We start from the raw sequence: 19,747 nt of genomic DNA on the forward strand, positions 1-19,747 counted from the left end.
TGATTGTCCAGCGATGCGTTCGGCCGCCTCGCAAATGCGACGAGCTGAAGATGGCATTTTGTTGCACTGCACAAAATGCCTTGCATGCGACTGATCCAAGCTATATTGTGCACTGCAACAAACGGAGGATGGTCATGGCCGAAACCCCGAAGACCCCGAGGAACATGCCGCGCGCCAAGGCAGGATCGACGACCATGTCGGCGGCCGAAGCCTTGATGGCAGCCGAAGCGGCAATCGCGACAGAGCCGACGGTGAAGAAGCCCGCCCCCCGCAAGGCGTCCAGCGTCAAGCCGCTCGAAGCCGATGCGCCTGCCGGCAATGTGAAGCCGGTCGAAACCAACCCCCAATCGGAACCCGCGCCCGATCCGGTGGAACCGCCGGCCCCGACGCCCACGCCGGCCCCGACACCAACTCCAGCGCCCGCGCCAACCTCGGGCGAACCGCTCGCGCCCTCCGCCACTATCAAGAGCCTGACAGCAATGGCCCAAACCGCTGCGACCCAGCCGCCGCCCGCCACAGAAGGAACCAAGATCATGAACGACGTTATGGAAACCGGAAAGAAGTTCGCCGAAGACACCAAGGCCAAGTTTGAGACCGCCTATGCGGACTTCAACGAAAAGGCCAAGGCCCAGGTCGAAAAGTCGACCAAGGCTGTCGAGGAAATGAGCGACATCGCCAAGGGCAATATCGAAGCCCTGGTCGAATCCGGCAAGATCGCCGCCAAGGGCATGGAAGTCATGGGCCAGGAAGCCGTCGACTTCACCCGCAAGAATTTCGAAAAGGCGACCGCGACGTTCAAGACCTTCGCGACCGTCAAGACGCCGACCGAATTCTTCCAGCTGCAGAGCCAGCTGATCTCGACCAGCTTCGACGACTTTGCCAAGGAAGCCGCCAAGAATAGCGAAGCGATGATGAAGCTGGCCGGCGACGTCGCTCAGCCGCTGACCGCGCGCATGACGCTGGTGACCGACAAGGTGAAGGCGGTCGCCGCCTGATCGGCGCGCCGTTCTGACGCCTGGATGAAGGGCGCCCTCTCCCCGGCGGAGAGGGCGCCCTTGCCGTTTGGGGCGTCGCGTCGGGATGGGCGTGATGCGGCGACCGGCCGCGCCGACCCCTTGCCATGCCGGCGCAAATCGCCATATTCTCTTTCATCATGAACAGTCTCACCACCGCATCATGGTCCGTGAACATGGCGGGCCGGGACCAGGACGATCAGGGCGAAGGCCCGGGTGGCCCCAATGTCGGCGTCGCCACCCGCACGCGCACCCGCACCAAGAAGCCTTCGCTCTACAAGGTGCTGATGCTCAACGACGATTATACCCCGATGGAATTCGTCGTGCATGTCCTGCAGAGCTTTTTCCGCATGGACATGGAGGAAGCGACCCGCGTCATGCTCCACGTCCACCAGCGCGGCGTCGGCATCTGCGGCATCTTCAGCTATGAAGTCGCCGAGACGAAGGTGAACCAGGTAATGGATTTCGCGCGGCAGAACCAGCATCCGCTCCAGTGCACGCTCGAAAAGGCCTGAGCCGCCCATCCTCCTGTAGCGCTTATATTTCAAACAATTACATGGTTGAAATATAAGGTTTTTTCAGACATTTCGCCGATCATGGCCCCGCTAAACGAAGTGGGGACTTCCAGCATGACGACGATATCCAACTACTCCATGGCCATGCCGCCATCGCCGCGCGCGATGATGGATCGCCGCATCGACGCGGCGGTCGAAGCGGGCTCCGTGTCCGAAGTCGACAGCGCCGCGATGGAAACGGCGCTCGATTCCATCGACAGCGGGCTCTCCGCCTCCGCCGGTTCCGAAACCGGCCGGCTCGACCCGTCCGCGATGCAGGACCGGATCGATTCGCTGATCGAGGATCAGCTGTCGGCCGGCACCCTGACCCAGGAACAGGCGGCGCAGTTGCAGGGCTTCTTCGCCCAGGGGCCGGGCGCCCCATCCTCGACCGACAGCGCCAGCGCCGATAGCGCGATCGACGGCCTGTCGGGCGTCGGCGGCGCGGGTCCAATGCGCGGCCCGCTGCCCGGTCCGCCGCCCGCCGCAAGCGAGGAGGAGGGCAGCACAAGCAGCAGCGCGACGAGCGAAACCGACACGGCCGGCACCACCGAGCAGCTCGATTCGATCATCGCCTTCCTCGAAAATCTGCGCACCAGCCTCTCGCAATCGCTCTACGGCAGCGTCGCCAGCAACAGCGACAGCAGCAGCAGCGGATTGGTGGTCGACAGCCTCGCCTGACGCGCCGACGCCTTCGCCGCTCCGACCGGGGCGGCGCGGCCGGCGGAGCGGGGACTCTCCGCCGGCCAAAATCTCTGCCCCCTTTCCTTGACGGCTGCGCCCTCCTACACCGGCGCGCGTGACGCAGGACAACCCCGCCGCCATCCATGACCTGGCCGTGATCGGCGGTGGCGTGAATGGCTGCGGCATCGCCCGCGACGCGGCCGGGCGGGGCGCGCAGGTGCTGCTGCTGGAGCGCGGCGACCTGGGGCAGGGCACGTCCTCCGCCTCGACCAAGCTGATTCATGGCGGCCTGCGCTATCTGGAGCACCGCGAATTCGGCCTGGTGCGCGAGGCGCTGGCCGAACGGGAGCGGCTCTGGGGCATTGCCCCGCACATCATCCACCCGATGCGCTTCGTCCTGCCCTGGACCAGGGGGCTGCGGCCGCGCTGGATGCTGCGCCTTGGCCTCTTCCTCTACGACCATCTGGGCGGCCGCCATGCGCTGCCGGCGACGCGGACCATTGACCTGCGCCGCCATGTCGCGGGCGCGCCGCTGCGCCCCGGCTTCACCACCGGCTATTGCTATTCGGACGGCTGGGTCGACGACGCCCGGCTGGTCCTGCTCAACGCCCGCGATGCGGCGGATCGTGGCGCGACCGTGCGAACGCGCACGCAGGTTATCGGCCTGGCGCGGGAGGCTGGCCTGTGGACGATCGACGCCCGGACCATGCAGGGCACGCCGCTGCGGTTTCACGCCCGCGCTTTGGTCAACGCCACCGGGCCGTCCGTGCTGGCGCTGCCCGGCGCAGGGCAGGGGCTGGCGGGCCGGCGCATGCGGCTGGTGCGCGGCTCGCATATCGTCGTGCCGCGCCTGTTCGATCACGACTTCGCCTATTTCTTCCAGTTGCCCGACGGCCGCATCATCTTCGCCAATCCCTATGAGCGCGACTTCACCCTGATCGGCACCACCGATCGCGACCATGAAGGCGGGCTCGACCGGATCGTGGCGAGCGCCGACGAGATTGAGTATCTGTGCGCCGCCGCCAGCCGCTATTTCGCGCGCGCGGTTGCGCCGGCGGATGTGCTCTGGTCCTATGCCGGGGTGCGGCCGCTGATCGACGACGGCTCCGACCGGCCCGAGGCCGCGACGCGCGGCTATCGCCTGGACTATGACGCGGGCGGGGAGGGGGAGGCGCCGGCGCTGCATGTGCTGGGCGGCAAGATCACCACCTATCGCCATCTCGCGGCCGAAGCGGTGTCTCTGCTCCAGCCCCGTCTGCCGATGATGCGCGGCGGCGACTGGACCGCGACCGCGCCCCTGCCGGGCGGCGATTTCCCGATGACCGGGCTGCCCGCGCTGCTCGACGGCCTGGCGCGCGACTATCCCTTTCTCGACGCCGCGACCATCGACCGGATCGGCCGCGCCTATGGCACCTGCGCGCGCCAGTGGCTGGGCGACGCGCGCAGCATGACGGACCTGGGTGTCCATTTCGCCGTCGGCTTCACCCAGGCGGAGGCGGCCTGGCAGATGGATCGGGAATGGGCGCGCACCGCCGACGACATGCTGTGGCGGCGGACGAAATTGGGCCTGCGCTTCACCGCCGCAGACGTCGCCGCGCTGGACCAATGGGTGAAGGATCGGGGATGAACGAAGCCATGCTGCTGGTGCTCGACGAAGGCACCACATCGACCCGCGCGATGCTCTACACGCCCGATGGGGTGCGGGTCGGCATGGCGCAGCGCGACCTTACCCAATATTATCCACGGCCCGGCTGGGTCGAACAGGACGCGACCGAAATCTGGGAGCGGACGCTCGCCTGCGCGCAGGAGATGGTGGCGCAGGCAGGCGGCGCCGACCGCATCCTCGCCATCGGCATCACCAACCAGCGCGAAACCGTGGTCGCATGGGACAGGCGCAGCGGCCGGCCGCTCGCCCGCGCCATCGTCTGGCAGGACCGGCGCACCGCCGACCAGTGCCAGGCGCTGCGCGATGCGGGCCATGAACCGCTGATCCAGGCGCGCACCGGCCTCGTCATCGATCCCTATTTCTCCGCGACCAAGATGCGCTGGCTGATCGACCATGAACCCGCCGCCGCGCAGGCGGGCGACGCGCTGGCGCTGGGCACGGTGGAAAGCTGGCTGGTGTGGAAACTGACCGGCGGCCTGCATATCAGCGACGCCAGCAACGCCAGCCGCACGCAGTTGGTGGCGCTCGACGGCGCGGGATGGGACGCCGATTTGTGCGCCCTGTTCGACATCCCGCTCGCCGTGCTGCCCGCCATCGTCGACAATGCCGGGAACTTTGGCGCGACCTGTCCCGATCTGCTCGGCGGTCCGATACCGATCTGCGGCCTTGCCGGCGACCAGCAGGCCGCGACCATCGGCCAGGGATGTCTGGTCCCCGGCCAGGCCAAGGCGACGCTGGGCACCGGCGCCTTCATCCTGGCGCCCGTGGGAGACGCTCTGCCCCGATCGGACCACCGCCTGCTCGGCACCATCCTCTGCCAACTGGACGGCCGCCGCCGCTACGCGCTGGAAGGGTCGATCTTCGTCGCCGGCAGCCTCGTCAAATGGCTGCGCGATGCGCTGGGCCTGGTCGCATCGGCGCAGGAAACCGAAGCGCTGGCCCGGTCGGTCGCCGACAATGGCGGCGTGTCGCTGCTCCCGGCGCTTTCGGGCCTGGGCGCGCCGCATTGGCGGCCGGAGGCGCGGGGCGTCATCGCCGGTCTGACCCAGGGCACCACCCGCGCGCACATCGTGCGCGCTGCGCTCGAATCGATCGCGCATCAGGCCCATGATCTGGCCGGCGCCTTCGCCGCCGACGGCGCGCCCTGGACCAGCCTGCGCCTGGATGGCGGGATGAGCGCCAATGACTGGATCGCGCAGGACATGGCCGACATGCTCGACATCGCGGTCGAACGCCCCGCCGATGTCGAAACCACCGCGCGTGGCGCCGCGATGCTCGCCGCGCTCGGGGCCGGGCTCCATGGCTCGATCGAGGCGGCGGCCGCGCGCCTGCCGGGGCGGCAGCGTTTCGCGCCGGCCATGGACGGCTCCATCCGGGGCGACCGGCTCAAGGCCTGGGGCGACCTTCTGGCAGCGTCGGAACGCGCTTTTCCGTAAGGGCGCATTAAAGGGAAAAATTAAGGATGCGGCCTTATGTCCGGGCCATGCCGCGGTTCACCCTTCGAAACCCTCAATCCCTTGCTGCGCCGATCGTCACCGGCTGCGTCTATTTCGCCGCCGCCACGCTGTCGGTTTCGGTGTCGCGGTTCGAAGGCGGGCTGGCCTTCATCTGGGGCGCCAACGCCTTCCTGATGGCGGAATTGCTGACGTCGCGCGTGTCCTACTGGCCGCGGGCGATGCTTGCCTGCTTCCTGGCCAGCATGACCGCCACGGCGTTGTTCGGCATCGGCCCGGCGGCGGCCCTGCCAATGGCGTTCATCAATGTCAGCGAAGCGCTGATCGTCGCCATCATTTGTCGCCACTTCCTCAGCAACCGCACGGTGACCGGGTCGATGCACCCGCTGATCGTCTTCATCCTCGCTCTGTGCGGCGTCGCCGACATCGTCACCGGCTTCGCGGCGGCCGCGGTCGCCACGTTGACGACGTCCGCGACCTACGGGGCGTCCTGGCTGCAATGGTATACCGGCCATGCGCTGGGCGGCCTCATCTGCACGCCCGTCCTCATCCTGCTGTTGCAGGGCGAGTTCGGCCGCTGGCTGCGCGCAACGCCCCGGGCGATGAAGATCGAGGCGGTGGCATTGCTGGCGCTGTTCACGCTGACCACCGTTCATGTCTTCTACTGGGCGCGCTACCCGATGCTGTTCGCGCCGTTGCTGCCGCTGGTCCTGATCGCCTTTCGCGTCGGCCATATCGGCGCGGCCGCGTCGATCGTCATCCTGGCGCTGATCGGCGGCGTCGCCACCATGTCGGGCGCTGGGCCGCTGATGATCATCGACGGTTCGTTGGGCGAGCGAGTGCAGGCCTTCCAATTCTATCTGGCGCTCAGCTTCCTGCTGTCGCTGCCGGTCGCGGCCGAACTCAATGGCCGTCGGCGCCTGTTCCAGATGCTGCAGGAAAGCGAATCGCGTTATCGCGCCATCGCGGAGCATAGCGGCGACGTGGTGCTGAACATCGGCATGGAAGGGGTGATCGAATATGCCTCGCCTTCCGCCCAGGAACAGATTGGCTGCGCGCCCGGGCTGCTGGTGGGCCAGAGCGCGACCGACCTGGTCGATCCGCAGGATCGCGACGCCGTGCTGGCGGCGCACCGGCAGGCGCTGGCGCGGCCGGGCACCGTGCATCAGGTGGAGTTTCGGCCGCTGCTGGCGGCGGGCGATGTCGATTGCTGCGAGATGGTCAGCCGCGCCGTGGTGGACGATCGCGGGCAGGCCGTCGGCCTGGTCAGCATGATCCGCGACATATCGAAGCACAAGGCGCGGCAACGCGCGCTGCAGCAGGTCGCCGCGCGCGATGCGCTGACCGGCGCGGACAGCCGGCGCGCTTTCCTCGACAAGCTGGACGCCGCAATGGTGCGCGCGGCGCAGGGCGCGCGCTCCTGCCTGCTGCTGATCGACCTCGATCATTTCAAGGCGGTCAATGATCGCTACGGACATAGCGGCGGAGACCGGGTGCTGACCGGCTTCGTCCAGCGGCTTCTGCCCGAACTGCGCGGGCTCGACAGCATCGGCCGGCTGGGTGGGGAGGAATTCGCGATCCTGCTCGTCGATTGCGACAGCCACAGAGCGAGCCAGCTTTGCGACCGGCTGCGCGCCCGCCTGGTCCCGCCGATCGACGTCAACGACCGTGGGGAGGCGATCAGCGTCACCTTCAGCGCCGGCCTCGTCGCGCTGGATGGCGGCTCCACCCGATCGGCAATGCTGGAGGCGGCGGATCAGGCGCTGTACGAAGCCAAGCATAGCGGTCGGAACTGCCTGCGCCTGGCGGCCTGACGGCCTGCGCGGGCAGGCGCAGGAAAATTCTCATGTTATATTGTAACTTGCGCAGGACTGGCCTATGTAGCGGCCACCATGCCGCAGAGCCTTCGCCAAGCCCTTACCACCGGACGTCTCGATCGCCTTGCGATCGCCGTGTCGGGGCTGTGCGTCGCGCATTGTTTCGCCACCGCCATGCTGCTCGGGCTTCTGGCGTCGGCGGGCGGCATTTTCGAAAGCCCGATCTTCCATGAAGTGGGCCTGGGGCTTGCCATCCTGCTCGGCGCGGTCGCGCTGGGCCATGGCGCGGTGGTCCATGGCTTCATGATGCCCGCGGCGGTCGGCGCGCTTGGCCTCGGCGTGATGACCGGCGCGCTGACGATGGACCATGGCTTGCAGGAAAGCGTCTACACGCTGATCGGCGTCGGCATCCTGGCCTTGGGTCATGATCTGAACCACAGGGCCGGCCGCTAGCATCTGATCTGAGCGAGCGCAGGGACGCCCGCCGCATGTTGCTCAATCCGCCTTGGCATCGATCCGATGCTCCCCCTTCACCCAGCGCACGGTGCCGGTGCTGGCGCGCATCACCACGCTTTCGGTCGTCAGCTTGCCGCCGGGCAGCCGCTTGACCCCGTCGAGCAGCGATCCGTCGGTCACGCCGGTCGCTGCGAAGATGCAGTCGCCCTTCGCCATGTCGGTCAGGTCATAGATCTTGTCGAAATCGGTGATTCCCCATTTGCGGGCGCGCTGCCTTTCATCCTCGTTGCGGAACAGCAGCCGCCCCTTGAACTGCCCGCCCACGCATCGCAGCGCGGCGCAGGCCAGCACGCCCTCCGGCGCGCCGCCCGATCCCATATAGATGTCGATATTGGTTTCCGGGTCGGTCGTGGCGATCACGCCCGCCACGTCGCCGTCGGGGATCAGCATGATGCCGCAGCCGATCGCGCGCAGTTCGGCGATCAGCTTCTCATGGCGCGGCCGGTCGAGCACGCAGACCATGATCTCGTGCGGATCGACGCCCTTTGCCGCGGCGACGGCGGCGACATTGTCGCGCACCGACCGGTTGAGGTCGATGACCCCCTCGGGATAGCCCGGCCCGACCGCCAGCTTGTCCATATAGACGTCGGGCGCGTTCAGCAGCCCGCCTTCCTCCGCTATGGCGAGCACGGCCAGCGCATTGGGGCCGGCCTTGGCGGTGATGGTCGTGCCTTCCAGCGGGTCGAGCGCGATGTCGATGCGCGGGCCCTTGCCGATCGCGTTGCCGACCTTCTCGCCGATGTAGAGCATGGGCGCTTCGTCCCGCTCGCCTTCGCCGATGACGACGGTGCCGTCCATGTAGAGATCGTTGAAAGCCATACGCATGGCTTCGACCGCGGCGGCGTCGGCCGCTTTCTCGTCGCCGCGCCCGACCAGCCGGGATGCGGCGATCGCCGCCGCTTCGGTCACGCGGACCATTTCCAGAACCAGCACCCGGTCCAGATTGGCGCTTGCCTGCTCCATCATATCCTCTTCCCTTGTCTCTTGCGACGCGCGATAGGCGCTCGGTCCAAGCTTGTCGAGCATCGCCATCATCGCGCCATCATCCCATGGTCTCCTGTTGCGCGATGCGGATATCAGGCCTTTCTTTCATTTCGATGCTGCTGCTGCTGCCGAGCGGCGCGCGGGCCGATGAGCCGAAGGACCCGATGGCCGTCTATCGCGCCAGGACGCAGGTGGTGAAGCCCTGCGACCGCAGCGGCGGCGGCATAGTCGTGTGCGGCAATCGGGCCGAGCGCAACGCGAAGGAGAGGCTGCCGCTGCCGCGCGAGCCCGACGTGGGGCGCATGGTCCCGGGTGAAGCGCCGCGCGCCTCGGCCGCGCCGGTGCGCCAGGGCGCGTGCGGCGTCGTGGGCGGGCAGGGCGCGGGATGCACCGGCGGGCTGTCGGTCTTCCAGGTGGTCGAAGTGCTGGCGAAAGGCGTCACCGCGATCGTCGATCCCGACGCGGATCTCGCCCCGCCGCCGCCGCTGCCCGACCGGTTCGAGAGGGCGACGCCGCGCTGAGGCCCGGATCAGTCGAGGATGTGCATCACCATCGGCGTGTCGAGCAGGCTGTCGGAGCCGGCCAGCCGCTCCAGCGTCTGGCGCACGCAGCGCTCCTCGCCCGCATGGGTGACGATGGCGACCAGCACGCCATCCTCCTGGTTGGCGCCGCGCTGGATCATGCTTTCGATCGACACGCCTGCGTCCCGCGTCGCCGCCGCGATCTCGGCCAGGACGCCCGGCTGGTCCTTGACCTTGAAGCGCAGATAGGCGCGGCCCATGCGCGCGCCGGCATCGGCCGTCTGCTGGGGCGTCAGGGCGGCCACCGGCATGGCGAAGGCATCGCCATATTCGTCGCGCGCCACGTCGATCAGGTCGGCGACGACCGCTGACGCCGTCGGGCCATCCCCCGCGCCGCGCCCCTGGAAGAAGAGGCGGCCGACGAAATTGCCCTCCGCCACGACCGCGTTCAGCGACCCATCGACATGGGCGAGCGGGTGGTCGACCGGAACCAGCATGGGGTGGACACGCTGGAACAGGCCCTCCGGTCCGTTCTGCGCCATGCCGACCAGGCGGATGCGATAGCCCAGCGCTGCCGCTTCGGCGATGTCGGCGGCGATGACATGGCGGATGCCGGTCACCGCGATGCTGTCGAAATCCAGTTCGGTGCCGAAGGCCAGGCTCGCCAGGATGGTCAGCTTGTGCGCGGCGTCGACGCCGTCGATGTCGAAGCTGGGATCGGCTTCGGCAAAGCCCAGTTCCTGCGCTTCCTTGAGCACGTCGGCGAAGCTGCGCCCCTCCTTCTCCATCGTGGTCAAGATATAGTTGCAGGTGCCGTTGAGGATGCCGTAGACGCGCGCGATCTCGTTCGCGGCGGCGCCTTCGCGCATCCCCTTGATGACCGGGATGCCGCCCGCGACCGCGGCTTCATATTTGAGCGCGATGCCCCCGGTTTCGGCCAGGCGGGCCAGATCCAGACCATGATGGGCCAGCATCGCCTTGTTGGCGGTGACGAAGGGCTTGCCCACGGTCAGGCATTGGCGCGCCAATGTGAGGGCAGGGCCGTCCGCGCCGCCGATCAGCTCCACCACCACGTCGACATCGTCGCGCGTCGCCAGCGTCGTCATGTCGTCCACCCATTCATAGGGCGACAGGTCGACGCCGCGATCCTTGTTCCGGTCGCGCGCGGAAATGGCGACGATCTGGATCGGGCAGCCGGCGCGGCGCGCGATCAGGTCGCCATTGGTCTCCAGCAGCCGAATGACGCCGCCGCCCACCGTGCCGAGACCGACGAGCGCGACGCGCAGCGGGGCATGGCGGTGCAGATTGGTCATGGCGGCGGGTTTCCCTTCCTGGTTCGCAAAGCCGCGCTGATAGCCGTGTCTGACCGCCTGTCCAAGGAAAAGCGGCCTTCAGCCGCCGCTGCGGCTCCGGCGACAGGGCCCGAGCGCTGCGATCACCAGCTGATAATCGGCGCGCGCGGCTTGCGCGTCCGGGGCGGACAGGGTGCGGACCGATTGCGGCGGCAGGGCGGGGGGCAGGCCGCAGGCGAGGCGATACCAGAGCAGGCTGCCCTCCTCGGGCGGGCGAGCGGCTTCGTCCACGATCTCGCCCAGCGCCACTGCCCAACGCGGCGCCTGGCCCGGCCGGCGGAGGATGGACAGCGACACCGGATCGCCATTGTCTGTCCGCAGGAAGATCTGCGTTTCGCCTTCGCCCCCGATCGTGCCTGCGACGTGGAACGCCTCGCCCAGACCCAGGATGCGCGGCGGCGCGTCCGACGCGACCAGGGCGGACAGGATCGACCGTACGCGCGCGACGCTCTCGGGCGTGGCGGATACCTGCGCGTCGGGAGCGACCAGCTGGATCTCGCCGGGTCGCCCGCCCTGACGGGCGAAGACGATGACTTCGTCCTTCTTGAGCTTGGGCAGCTTGCCGCGCCGGTCCAGCGGCACGTCATAGAGATAGGTCACGCTGGGGCTGATGCCGCCTTCGCCGCGAATCAGTCCGACAACATCCGCCTCGATATAGACGCGGCGATGCCCCTGCGGCACGTTGGCGACGCGTTCCGCCTTCAAGGCGATGCTGTTGCGAATCCGCACATGAGCGACCAGCGGGGCGTCCTGCGCCAGATCGACAATGTCGGCATAGGTTAATCCATTGGTCGTAGGCGCGGCCGTGGCGGATGATGGCGTTACCATCGGCACGCCTTGAGCAAATGCCGGGAAAAACCCCGGATGTGCGGCGGAAATGAGGCAGGTTAGGAGAAGGCAGCGCGGGGCGGTGGCGGATTTCATCAACTGGTTCGTCCTATCATTTCAGCCCGTGGCGCGGATGTCACAGGCAAGTTCTTCTGATAGGAAATGGTAAACGCAAATGGCGACAACGATAAAGCGTTTGCGTGCCACGATGCGCCGCGATAGGAGTTTGCTCGGTAGCAAATGAACGGACAGGGGCCAAAGGTGGTCGGGACCAACCCGGGCAGCTTGGGTCGTTTTTTGGCTGATTTGTATAAACCACTGGTAAGATGAGTTAAGGAGTGTCGTTGCCGAATGGCCTATGCTGACCACTCGCAAGGATCGAGTCGCACGATATCGATCGTCATCGTCGCCCTGATTCACGCTGTTCTCGGCTATGCCTTCGTCACCGGTCTTGGCATGAAATATGTCAAAAAGGCGGCGGAACAGCTGAACGTGATCGACGTGAAGGAGGAGCCCCCGCCACCCGACGAGGAACCGCCGCCGCCGCCGCCGGAACAGCCGGTCGAGCCGCCGCCGGTCGTTGCCCCGCCGCCGATCGTCCGGACCCCGGCCCCCGCGCCGCCGATCCAGACCGTTCGGACGCCGCCGCCGGTGTTCAACCCGGTGCCGGTCGCCGCGCCGCCGCCTCCGCCGCCGGCTCCGCCGCCGCCGCCGGTCGCTGCGTCGCGCGCCAAGCCGCGCGGCAACCCCGGTGGGTGGCTGACGGACGCCGACTATCCGAGCCGCGCCCAGCGTGAGGAACGCTCGGGTACCGCCGGGTTCCGCCTGGACATCGGGGCTGACGGCCGGGTGACCAACTGCACCATCACCTCTTCGACCGGGCATCCCGATCTCGACGAGGCGACCTGCCGCCTGCTGCCGCGCCGCGCGCGCTTCACGCCGGCCAAGGGTTCGGATGGGAATGAAATGCCCGACACCTACACCGGGCGCATCACCTGGCGTCTGCCGGAATAATCCAAACGGGCAAGGCGCGCGCCCGGCGCCGCCTTCCCCTTGCTTGATCTCATTGAGAGGGAAGTCTTGAACATGTTGATGTATCTCGCAGCTGCGGCTCCCCAGGCCGAAAACCCGTACGGCCTGATGGAAGCCCTCGAACAGGGCGGCACCATTGCCTGGACCGTGTTCATCATCCTGTGCGCCATGTCGGTCGGCACCTTCTACATCCTCTTCACCAAGCTGATCGAACAGCAGAAGGTGATCAACCAGGGCAAGAAGGTCCGCGCGACCTTCTGGCGTTCGGCGTCGCTGCGCGAAGCGTCGGCCAAGCTCGAGAAGAATTCGGCCTACAAGCAGATCGTCGATGACGGCATCAAGGCGCAGGAAGAGCATGGCAAGCTGAAGGATCCGGTCGAAGCGCATGACTGGCTGCACGGCTCGCTGGCCCGCTCGGAAGCCGCGATCAACTCGTCGCTGAACGGTGGCCTGGCCTTCCTCGCGACCGTCGGTTCGACCTCGCCGTTCATCGGTCTGTTCGGTACCGTTATCGGCATCTACCGCGCGCTCATCAAGATCGGCGCTGCCGGTCAGGCGTCGATCGACGCCGTAGCCGGCCCGGTCGGTGAAGCGCTGATCATGACCGCTCTGGGTCTGGCCGTCGCCGTTCCCGCGGTTCTGGCCTACAACTTCCTGCAGCGCCGCAACAAGGCGATCGCCGAACAGCTGAACGGCTTCACCGTCGACCTGCTGGCCTATCTGGTTTCGGACGGCGCCGTGAAGCCGACCGTTGCTGCCGCTCCGGCCGCTCCGGTCGCCAAGCCGGCCGCCACGCCGACCAAGGCCTGATCGGTCTCAAGACGCCGGTCGGGGAACCGGGTGGCGGCTGCGACCGCCCGGCTCCCCGCCGACCATGGCTCCCAATTCGCCTCCAGGTTGACGGGGGGCCATCGACACCAAGGTTAGGATAGTATCAATGGCAATGAGTGTTGGCTCCGACGGCGGTGACGACAAGCCGATGTCCGACATCAACACGACGCCGCTCGTCGACGTCATGCTGGTGTTGCTCATCATCTTTCTCATCGCGGTCCCGGTCGTCGTCCAGACGGTTGAGCTGCAGCTTCCCAAGGTGGCGTTCGAGCCGACGACGACGAAGCCGGAAAATGTGTCCCTTTCGATCACCACCAATGCCGATGGCAATTGCGCGGTCTTCTGGGGCATGACGCCGGTGTCGTCGGACGAGTTGCTCGACCGTGCCGTCACGAAGCTCGAATCGGACATCAAGAAGGCTGGCGGCGTTGAAAATCTGACGCCCGAGGATCTGCCCGAAGTGCATATCCGCGGCGACATCAACACCCCCTATCGCTGCATCGGCGGCACCATCTACACGATGCAGCGCGCCGGCTTCCCGCGGGTGGGCTTCATCTCCGAACCGGAACCCGGTTCGAATTCCACCCGCCTCTGATCGGCCGAACAAGGAGAATTCGCCATGGCAATGAGTGCCGGCCGCGATGACGGCGAACCGATGGTGGAAATGAACACGACGCCGTTGATCGACGTCATGCTCGTTCTGCTCATCATGTTCATCATCACCATTCCGATCCAGACCCATGCGGTGAAGATCGACCTGCCGCAGAATGCGCCGCCTTCGGACAGCGTGATCGACCCGGTCAAGAACAAGGTCGCGATCGACGCCGGTGGCGTCATCACCTGGAACGGATCGCCGATCGACCTGCTGACCCTGCGTCAGTATCTGCAGCAGTCGCTGCGCCTGCCGGTCGAGCCGGAACTGCAGTTCCAGCCCGACGCGCAGACCCGTTATGTGGTCGTCGACTCGGTGCTTGCGGAAATCAAGCGCGCGGGCGTGACCAAGCTGGGTTTCGTCGGCAACGAACAATATGGCAGCTTCTGAGGTCCCGCCTCGGACCTGTCGCGCAACCAAGGACTTCCCCTTCGCGCGACAGGCTCAAGGGATTTCAGTAAAGCTGGACTGATCAAGGGTCGCCATTGGCGGCCCTTTTTTTGTGCTCGGACATTGCGGGACGAAATTAACAATCTCCTTACCCTGCGGCGCGATGGTGTCGATGAGGGCTGACCATGGGCGCTGAATCGCATTTCGAACAGGACCGCAAACGGCGCAACGCAGAGCGGCGTCATGTCCAGATCGGCATCAAGGTGTGCCGGCCCGGCGAAACCTGGTTCAGCAGCCGCATCGCCGACCTGTCGGTCACCGGCTTTCGTCTGCAGAGCTTCATGAAATTGCGACCGGGCGATGAGCTGTGGCTGATGCTCCCCGGCTTTGAAGGACGACGTGCGCGCGTTTTGTGGACGCGGGGCCATGAATCGGGCTGCACGTTCGAACGGCCACTGCACCCCGCCATTCTCGATCATGTCGTGCAAATGGGGCTGCGCGAAGCGGGCCAATGATCGTTCCGCTCAGGCGGCGGGACCATCCTGGAACTGCAGCCGGGCTAGCCGCGCATAAAGGCCATCCCGCGCGATCAGCGCCGCATGATCGCCCTGTTCGACGATCCGCCCCTCATCCAGCACGATGATCCGGTCCGCCGCGCGCACCGTCGCCAGGCGATGGGCGATGACGATGACCGTGCGCCCCTGCATCAGCGTGGCCAGGGCATCCTGCACCAGCCGTTCGGATTCGGCATCCAGCGCCGATGTCGCTTCATCGAGCAACAGGATCGGCGCGTCCCTTAACAGTGCGCGGGAGATCGCCACCCGTTGCCGCTGCCCGCCGGACAGGCGCGCGCCGCCTTCGCCCAGGAAACTGTCCAGCCCGTCGGGCAGCGCCCGCAAGAAGCCTTCGGCGTTGGCGGCGCGCGCGGCCGCCCAGATCTGGTCGTCGCTCGCGTCCCAGCGGCCATAACGCAGATTGTCCCGCGCCGACGCGGCAAAGATCACGCTGTCCTGCGGCACCATCGCGATCATTGACCGCAGCGACGCGGGGTCCATCTGCGGCAGCGCGCAGCCGTTCAGCCGGATCGTCCCCGCATCGGGATCGTAGAAGCGCAGCGCCAGCTGAATGAGCGTCGATTTGCCGGCGCCGGAAGGGCCGACGACCGCCACCGTTTCCCCCGGTGCGATGTCGAGGTCGATGCCGTGCAGCGCCGCCTGGTCGGGCCTGGTGGGATAATGGAAATGGACGTTGCTGAAGCTCAGCCGCGCGCCCTGGTCGCCGGGGGGCAGGGCGATCGGCGCGGCAGGGGCACGAATGTCGGGCTCAGCCGTCATCAATTCGCCCAGCCGGCTCGCAGCGCCCGCACCGCGCAGCAGGTCGCCCCAGCTTTCCGACAGTGATCCGAACGCGCCCGCGACCAGCCCGCCGGTCAGGACGAAGGCGGCGATGCTGCCGCCCGACAGCCGCCCAGCGGCGACATCGATGGCGCCCAGCCACATGACGCCGGTAATCGCGCCGAAGACCAGGGCGAAGGCGACCGCGGTCATGGTCGCGCGCAACAGGATGCGGTGGCGCGCGGTGGCGAACCCACGCTCGACCGTCGCCGTGAACCGCGCCGCCTCGCGCTGCTCCTGTCCGAAGGCCTGGACGATCTTCATCGCGCCCAGCACTTCGGTCGCGGTGCTGCCGATGTCGGCCAGTCGGTCCTGGCTGGCGCGCGACAAGGTCCGCACGCGCCGCCCCAGCCCGATCAGCACCAGCAGGATGACGGGAATGCCCAGCAACAGCAGGCCGGCCAGCTTGGGCGCGAGCGCGAACAGATAGACGAGGCCGCCGATGGCCGTCACCATGTTGCGCAGCGCCACCGACACGGTGGAGCCGACCACCTGTTCGACGATTGCGGTGTCGGCCGTCAGGCGCGACGCGATTTCGGACGGGCGATTTTCCTCGAAGAAGCGCGGAGCCTGGCGCAGCAGATTGGCCTGCGTCGCGCTGCGAATGTCGGCGACGACGCGTTCGCCGAGCCAGGAGACGAAATAGAAGCGCAACGCGCTGGCGATCGCCAGCACCAGCACGATCAGCAGCAGATATTCGAACCAGCGGCTGATGTCGCCGCCGCCCATGAACCCCTTGTCGATCACCAGGCGAAAGCCGTTGGGGATGGCCAGCGTCGCGGCAGAGGAGACGATGAGCGCCAGCAGCGCGCCGGCGATCCGGCCGGGGTAGCGGCGCGCGAAGCGCCACAGCATCGCCAGACTGCCGAGCGCGGGCCGCGCGCCGTGGGATTTTACCGGGACATCCTCCATGGGCGGCGCTTAGCAGGCGGCTCCGCCCGTCTCAATGGTCGCGTCAACCCGACGGCGCGATGGCGCCGGCCAGTTCCATGATCCGCGCGGGCGCTGCTTGGCCGGTCAGCGCATAGGCCATGTTGCCCGCTTCCCAATAGGCGATCACGTCGGCGGCGCGGCGCTCGATCAGCGGCTTGCCCTCGGCCGGCGTTTCCGCGCGGTCGGCAAAGAAGGACAGGCGCTCGCCCTGCGGCGTTTCCAGCGACATGGCGATGGCCGGGCTGTCGGGCGTCGGGAACAGCTGGACATCGGTGACGCGCCAATCCTGCGGCAGATCGGGCAGGACGATGCCGGTGGCGGTCTCGATCTCCTGCGGGTTAAGCGTGGCGCTTTCCACCTGGGACGCCATTGCCTGGCGCAGCAGGCCCGCGCGGCGCGATGCCGCCGCTTCGTCCAGGAAGCTGCTGGCTTGCGCCGGCTGGGGAAATTCGCCCATTTCGCCGCGAGCGATCCATCCTGCGCCGACCAATGCCGCGATGCCGGCGGCGCGGCGCACATGGCGCCAGGTCCGTCCGCGCTCATTGTCGTTCGCGACCGGGACCGACACGTCGCGCCGCCGCCCGACCAGCGTGCCCTTGGTGCCGTCCTTGACAAGGCGGAAGTCGATATGGGGCCAGCGCTGCCGCCAGCGCCGCGCCACCAGCCGCTCGCCCGGCCGCGCGGCATCGTCCAGCAGCACCACGCCCACGGGCGACAGGCGCGCGAACAGGCTGTCCGCCGCGCCGCGCACCAGCGGATGGACGCTCCAGGGTGGGCCGTCGATGATCAGCAGGTCGATCTGTTCGGGCACCATGTCGATCGCATACCAGCGGCCCGGCCAATCCGCGCTTTCATGCGTCAGCGGCGCATGGCGGATATCCACCGACAGGCCGTTGTCCGCCAACCAGTGGCGCGTGGCGTCGACGAAGCCGCCATGCTGGTCGAAGCTGTGCAACTGCCCCCCGCCATGCAGGCGCAGCGCGCGCGCCGCCACCAGCGAGGATGCGCCGGCGCCCAGTTCGACGACATGGGCGGGGCGCAGCCGGGCGATTTCGCGCACGATGTGCCGCAGGAAACCAACATCCGCCTTCCAGCTGCCAAGATGGGGCAGGGCGTCATGCGCCAGCCCCAGTTCATCGAGCAACGCCCGCTTGTCCGCTTTGCGCCCGCCCGATAGGCTGGCCAGCAGCCAGGGCCATCCGATCGCGCCGAACCCTATGCGCCACGCCATGTCGGACAGGCGCCGTGGCCAGTCGGCATCAACAGATTGACTATCATCCAGAGGCAGGAAACCGGTCAGCTCACGGGAAGTCACAGAAAATCGTCTCCTAGACGCGGAAAGGAGGGGACTATGCCCGCTCGCGCCCGCCGCGCATAGGGCGGAAGGCAGTCCGGTCGCCGATCACGGCGAAAAGGTTCATCTTCCATCCGTGAACTCAATAGCCGAGCGTCAGTCCCAGCGCATAATATTTCGGCCCGATATTGGCCTTGGCGCGCAGCTTGGGGATGAGCGGCATCGCGACGGTGGCATAGGGGCGGACATCATCGCCACTCACGCGCGCGCCTGCCCCGATCGTCGCGGACAGCGGGATGGTATAGGCTGCCTCGACCCGGCCATAAAGGCGGGTGTCGCCATCGCGCAGATAGACGCCGCCGCCGGGCGTCAGGCTGAAACCCGCCATTTCCAGCGCGTAGCCCGCCCCGATCTCCGTGCCCCAATGGCCATCGGCGCGGCCGTAATTGATCTCGGCGCCCAGCCCCTCGGCAAAGGCGGCATGGGGCGCGGCGAAGGCGGCGGCGGCGATCAGGAGGCGAAGCATTTTCATGGCCGACCCGCTAGGCAGGCGTCCTCATGCCCGCAAGCGCGCGCCGACGAGCCGAGTCGCCTGCGCGCCGGCCTGCCGTCATCCTTCGAGGTCGACGCGCTTGACCGGCTGCACTTCGGCATAGGGCATGATCATCCGCCCGTCGGGCGCGGCCGTGAAGGTGGTCTGCGTGGGGTAGGCGAATTCGATGCCGCGCTCGTTGAACTGGCGCAGGATAGCGAGGCCGATATTGTGGCGGATCAGGTAGATGTCGTCCCAGCCCGGCTTGTAGACTTCGAACTCCAGTTCGAAGTCCAGGCTGGACGCGCCGAAGCCGACAAAGCCCGACCGGATGAAGACGGCGTCCAGCGATTCCACGATCGTCTTCAGGATGTCGGGGATCTGCTCGGCGACCTGCGGGGGCGTCTGATAGATGACGCCGATCGCGAATTTCAGCCGGCGATGGTCGAGCGTCTGATAGCTGGTAATCTCCTTCTGCAGCAGATTGGCGTTGGAAATCACCTTCTTCTCGCCGGTGAGCGCGCGCAGCCGCGTGGACTTGAGCCCGATCCTTTCCACCGTTGCCGTCGTCGTGTCATAGGAAATGGATTCGCCGCGGCGGAACGGCTTGTCGAAGATGATCGACAGCGCCGCGAACAGGTCGGAAAATATGCCCTGGGCCGCGAGGCCGATCGCGATGCCGCCGATGCCAAGGCCCGCGACCAGGCCCGTGACGTTCACGCCCAGATTGTCGAGCACCACCACCGCGGCGATCGCGAACAGCGCCACCGTCACCAGCACGCGGATCAGGCCCATGGCGTTGGCCAGCGTTTCGCCCTGGCCATCCTCGGCCAGCGTGCGCCGCTCGATCAGGCCCAAAATCACTTCGCGCGCCCAGACCGCGCCTTGCAGCACGGTGGCGATGGTGAACAGGAATACGACGGTGCGGTAGATGATGGGTGGCGCATCGGCATAGCCCGCGACCAGCCGCGCCGCGACCATGACCATGAAGAAATGCGTGGTCTTGGCGACGGTCCGCCCCAGCACATTGGTATAGCCGATCGCGTCCCCGCGCCTGCCCCTGTAGCGCTGGCCCAGCCCCTTGAGCGTGGCGAGCAGCAGATAGATGACGATGGCGGCGCCGATCGCGATCAATATCTGCAGATAATGGAAGGAAAACCAGTCAGCGGTCGCGGTCCACATGGCCTGCAGGTCCGGCGCGCGAACGGTTGTCGTGGGAAGGGCGGGGTCTTTTGCGTCGGCCATGCCTGTCCTGTCTTGCTGGTTCGATGACGAAGCGGATCGCGGACCCGCCGGCTCC

The 19,747-nt window shown here is 67.2% G+C and carries 20 protein-coding genes; 13 read left to right on the plus strand and 7 right to left on the minus strand.

What is annotated here, in order from left to right; genetic code table 11:
• The first annotated feature begins 134 nt into the window (after positions 1 to 134).
• The 7 genes from ACGGKE_RS12875 (at position 135) to ACGGKE_RS12905 (ending at position 7,641) form a co-directional block, all read left to right on the plus strand.
• Positions 135 to 995, plus strand: a complete 861-nt coding sequence (locus ACGGKE_RS12875) for a phasin family protein (protein WP_394438478.1) — start codon at positions 135 to 137, stop codon at positions 993 to 995.
• Between the two features lie 158 nt (positions 996 to 1,153).
• Positions 1,154 to 1,528: an ATP-dependent Clp protease adapter ClpS gene (gene clpS / locus ACGGKE_RS12880; protein WP_394438481.1), complete on the plus strand. Its 375-nt coding sequence runs from the start codon at positions 1,154 to 1,156 to the stop codon at positions 1,526 to 1,528.
• 114 nt (positions 1,529 to 1,642) lie between these two features.
• Positions 1,643 to 2,248, plus strand: coding sequence for a hypothetical protein (locus ACGGKE_RS12885; RefSeq protein WP_394438484.1), 606 nt, complete (start codon positions 1,643 to 1,645; stop codon positions 2,246 to 2,248).
• A gap of 118 nt (positions 2,249 to 2,366) precedes the next feature.
• A complete protein-coding gene (locus ACGGKE_RS12890) occupies positions 2,367 to 3,878 on the plus strand; it encodes a glycerol-3-phosphate dehydrogenase (RefSeq protein ID WP_394438487.1) in 1,512 nt (503 codons plus the stop codon).
• Positions 3,875 to 5,353: a glycerol kinase gene (locus tag ACGGKE_RS12895; RefSeq protein ID WP_394438490.1), complete on the plus strand. Its 1,479-nt coding sequence runs from the start codon at positions 3,875 to 3,877 to the stop codon at positions 5,351 to 5,353. The genes ACGGKE_RS12890 and ACGGKE_RS12895 overlap by 4 nt, the downstream gene beginning before the upstream one ends.
• 47 nt (positions 5,354 to 5,400) lie before the next feature.
• Positions 5,401 to 7,185: a diguanylate cyclase gene (locus ACGGKE_RS12900; protein WP_394438493.1), complete on the plus strand. Its 1,785-nt coding sequence runs from the start codon at positions 5,401 to 5,403 to the stop codon at positions 7,183 to 7,185.
• 78 nt (positions 7,186 to 7,263) lie between these two features.
• On the plus strand, positions 7,264 to 7,641 hold the full coding sequence (locus tag ACGGKE_RS12905) for a MerC domain-containing protein (RefSeq protein WP_394438496.1): 378 nt from the start codon (positions 7,264 to 7,266) through the stop codon (positions 7,639 to 7,641).
• A 42-nt stretch (positions 7,642 to 7,683) separates the two neighbouring features.
• Here ACGGKE_RS12905 and glpX read toward each other — a convergent pair whose 3' ends face one another.
• Positions 7,684 to 8,667 carry a class II fructose-bisphosphatase gene (gene glpX, locus ACGGKE_RS12910; RefSeq protein WP_394442008.1) on the minus strand — a complete coding sequence of 328 codons (984 nt, stop codon included), beginning with the start codon at positions 8,665 to 8,667 and terminating at the stop codon, positions 7,684 to 7,686.
• Between the two features lie 134 nt (positions 8,668 to 8,801).
• On the opposite strand from glpX, the gene ACGGKE_RS12915 reads away from it, so the two are divergent.
• Positions 8,802 to 9,209 (plus strand): hypothetical protein, encoded by a 408-nt coding sequence (locus tag ACGGKE_RS12915; protein ID WP_394438499.1) that lies wholly within the window; start codon positions 8,802 to 8,804, stop codon positions 9,207 to 9,209.
• Positions 9,210 to 9,217: 8 nt separating this feature from the next.
• On the opposite strand, the gene ACGGKE_RS12920 is transcribed toward ACGGKE_RS12915, so the two are convergent.
• Positions 9,218 to 10,522: a homoserine dehydrogenase gene (locus ACGGKE_RS12920; RefSeq protein WP_394438502.1), complete on the minus strand. Its 1,305-nt coding sequence runs from the start codon at positions 10,520 to 10,522 to the stop codon at positions 9,218 to 9,220.
• A 78-nt stretch (positions 10,523 to 10,600) separates the two neighbouring features.
• On the minus strand, positions 10,601 to 11,389 hold the full coding sequence (locus tag ACGGKE_RS12925; RefSeq protein WP_394438505.1) for a hypothetical protein: 789 nt from the start codon (positions 11,387 to 11,389) through the stop codon (positions 10,601 to 10,603).
• Positions 11,390 to 11,740: 351 nt separating this feature from the next.
• Here ACGGKE_RS12925 and ACGGKE_RS12930 point away from each other — a divergent pair, with 351 nt between their 5' ends.
• The 5 genes from ACGGKE_RS12930 to ACGGKE_RS12950 all read left to right on the plus strand — a co-directional run bounded on the left by ACGGKE_RS12930 (position 11,741) and on the right by ACGGKE_RS12950 (position 14,809).
• Positions 11,741 to 12,403, plus strand: a complete 663-nt coding sequence (locus ACGGKE_RS12930) for an energy transducer TonB (protein ID WP_394438508.1) — start codon at positions 11,741 to 11,743, stop codon at positions 12,401 to 12,403.
• Positions 12,404 to 12,475: 72 nt separating this feature from the next.
• A complete protein-coding gene (locus ACGGKE_RS12935; protein ID WP_394438511.1) occupies positions 12,476 to 13,231 on the plus strand; it encodes a MotA/TolQ/ExbB proton channel family protein in 756 nt (251 codons plus the stop codon).
• 127 nt (positions 13,232 to 13,358) lie between these two features.
• Complete coding sequence (locus tag ACGGKE_RS12940) at positions 13,359 to 13,847, plus strand: ExbD/TolR family protein (protein WP_394438514.1); 489 nt, start codon at positions 13,359 to 13,361, stop codon at positions 13,845 to 13,847.
• 24 nt (positions 13,848 to 13,871) lie between these two features.
• Entirely contained in the window at positions 13,872 to 14,294 is a 423-nt protein-coding gene (locus ACGGKE_RS12945) for a biopolymer transporter ExbD (RefSeq protein WP_228167887.1), read from the plus strand.
• Positions 14,295 to 14,479: 185 nt separating this feature from the next.
• On the plus strand, positions 14,480 to 14,809 hold the full coding sequence (locus tag ACGGKE_RS12950; protein ID WP_394438518.1) for a PilZ domain-containing protein: 330 nt from the start codon (positions 14,480 to 14,482) through the stop codon (positions 14,807 to 14,809).
• 9 nt (positions 14,810 to 14,818) lie between these two features.
• Here the strand turns inward: ACGGKE_RS12950 and ACGGKE_RS12955 are convergent, their stop codons facing one another.
• From ACGGKE_RS12955 to ACGGKE_RS12970, 4 genes are all read right to left on the minus strand, one after another.
• A complete protein-coding gene (locus ACGGKE_RS12955) occupies positions 14,819 to 16,600 on the minus strand; it encodes an ABC transporter transmembrane domain-containing protein (RefSeq protein ID WP_394438521.1) in 1,782 nt (593 codons plus the stop codon).
• A 43-nt stretch (positions 16,601 to 16,643) separates the two neighbouring features.
• On the minus strand, positions 16,644 to 17,936 hold the full coding sequence (locus tag ACGGKE_RS12960; protein ID WP_394438524.1) for a class I SAM-dependent methyltransferase: 1,293 nt from the start codon (positions 17,934 to 17,936) through the stop codon (positions 16,644 to 16,646).
• 121 nt (positions 17,937 to 18,057) lie between these two features.
• On the minus strand, positions 18,058 to 18,447 hold the full coding sequence (locus tag ACGGKE_RS12965; protein ID WP_394438527.1) for a hypothetical protein: 390 nt from the start codon (positions 18,445 to 18,447) through the stop codon (positions 18,058 to 18,060).
• Positions 18,448 to 18,525: 78 nt separating this feature from the next.
• Positions 18,526 to 19,692: a mechanosensitive ion channel family protein gene (locus tag ACGGKE_RS12970; RefSeq protein WP_394438530.1), complete on the minus strand. Its 1,167-nt coding sequence runs from the start codon at positions 19,690 to 19,692 to the stop codon at positions 18,526 to 18,528.
• Positions 19,693 to 19,747: the final 55 nt, after the last annotated feature.

It is taken from the genome of Sphingobium naphthae (assembly GCF_043589935.1).
In the GTDB taxonomy this organism is placed as follows: domain Bacteria; phylum Pseudomonadota; class Alphaproteobacteria; order Sphingomonadales; family Sphingomonadaceae; genus Sphingobium; species Sphingobium naphthae_A.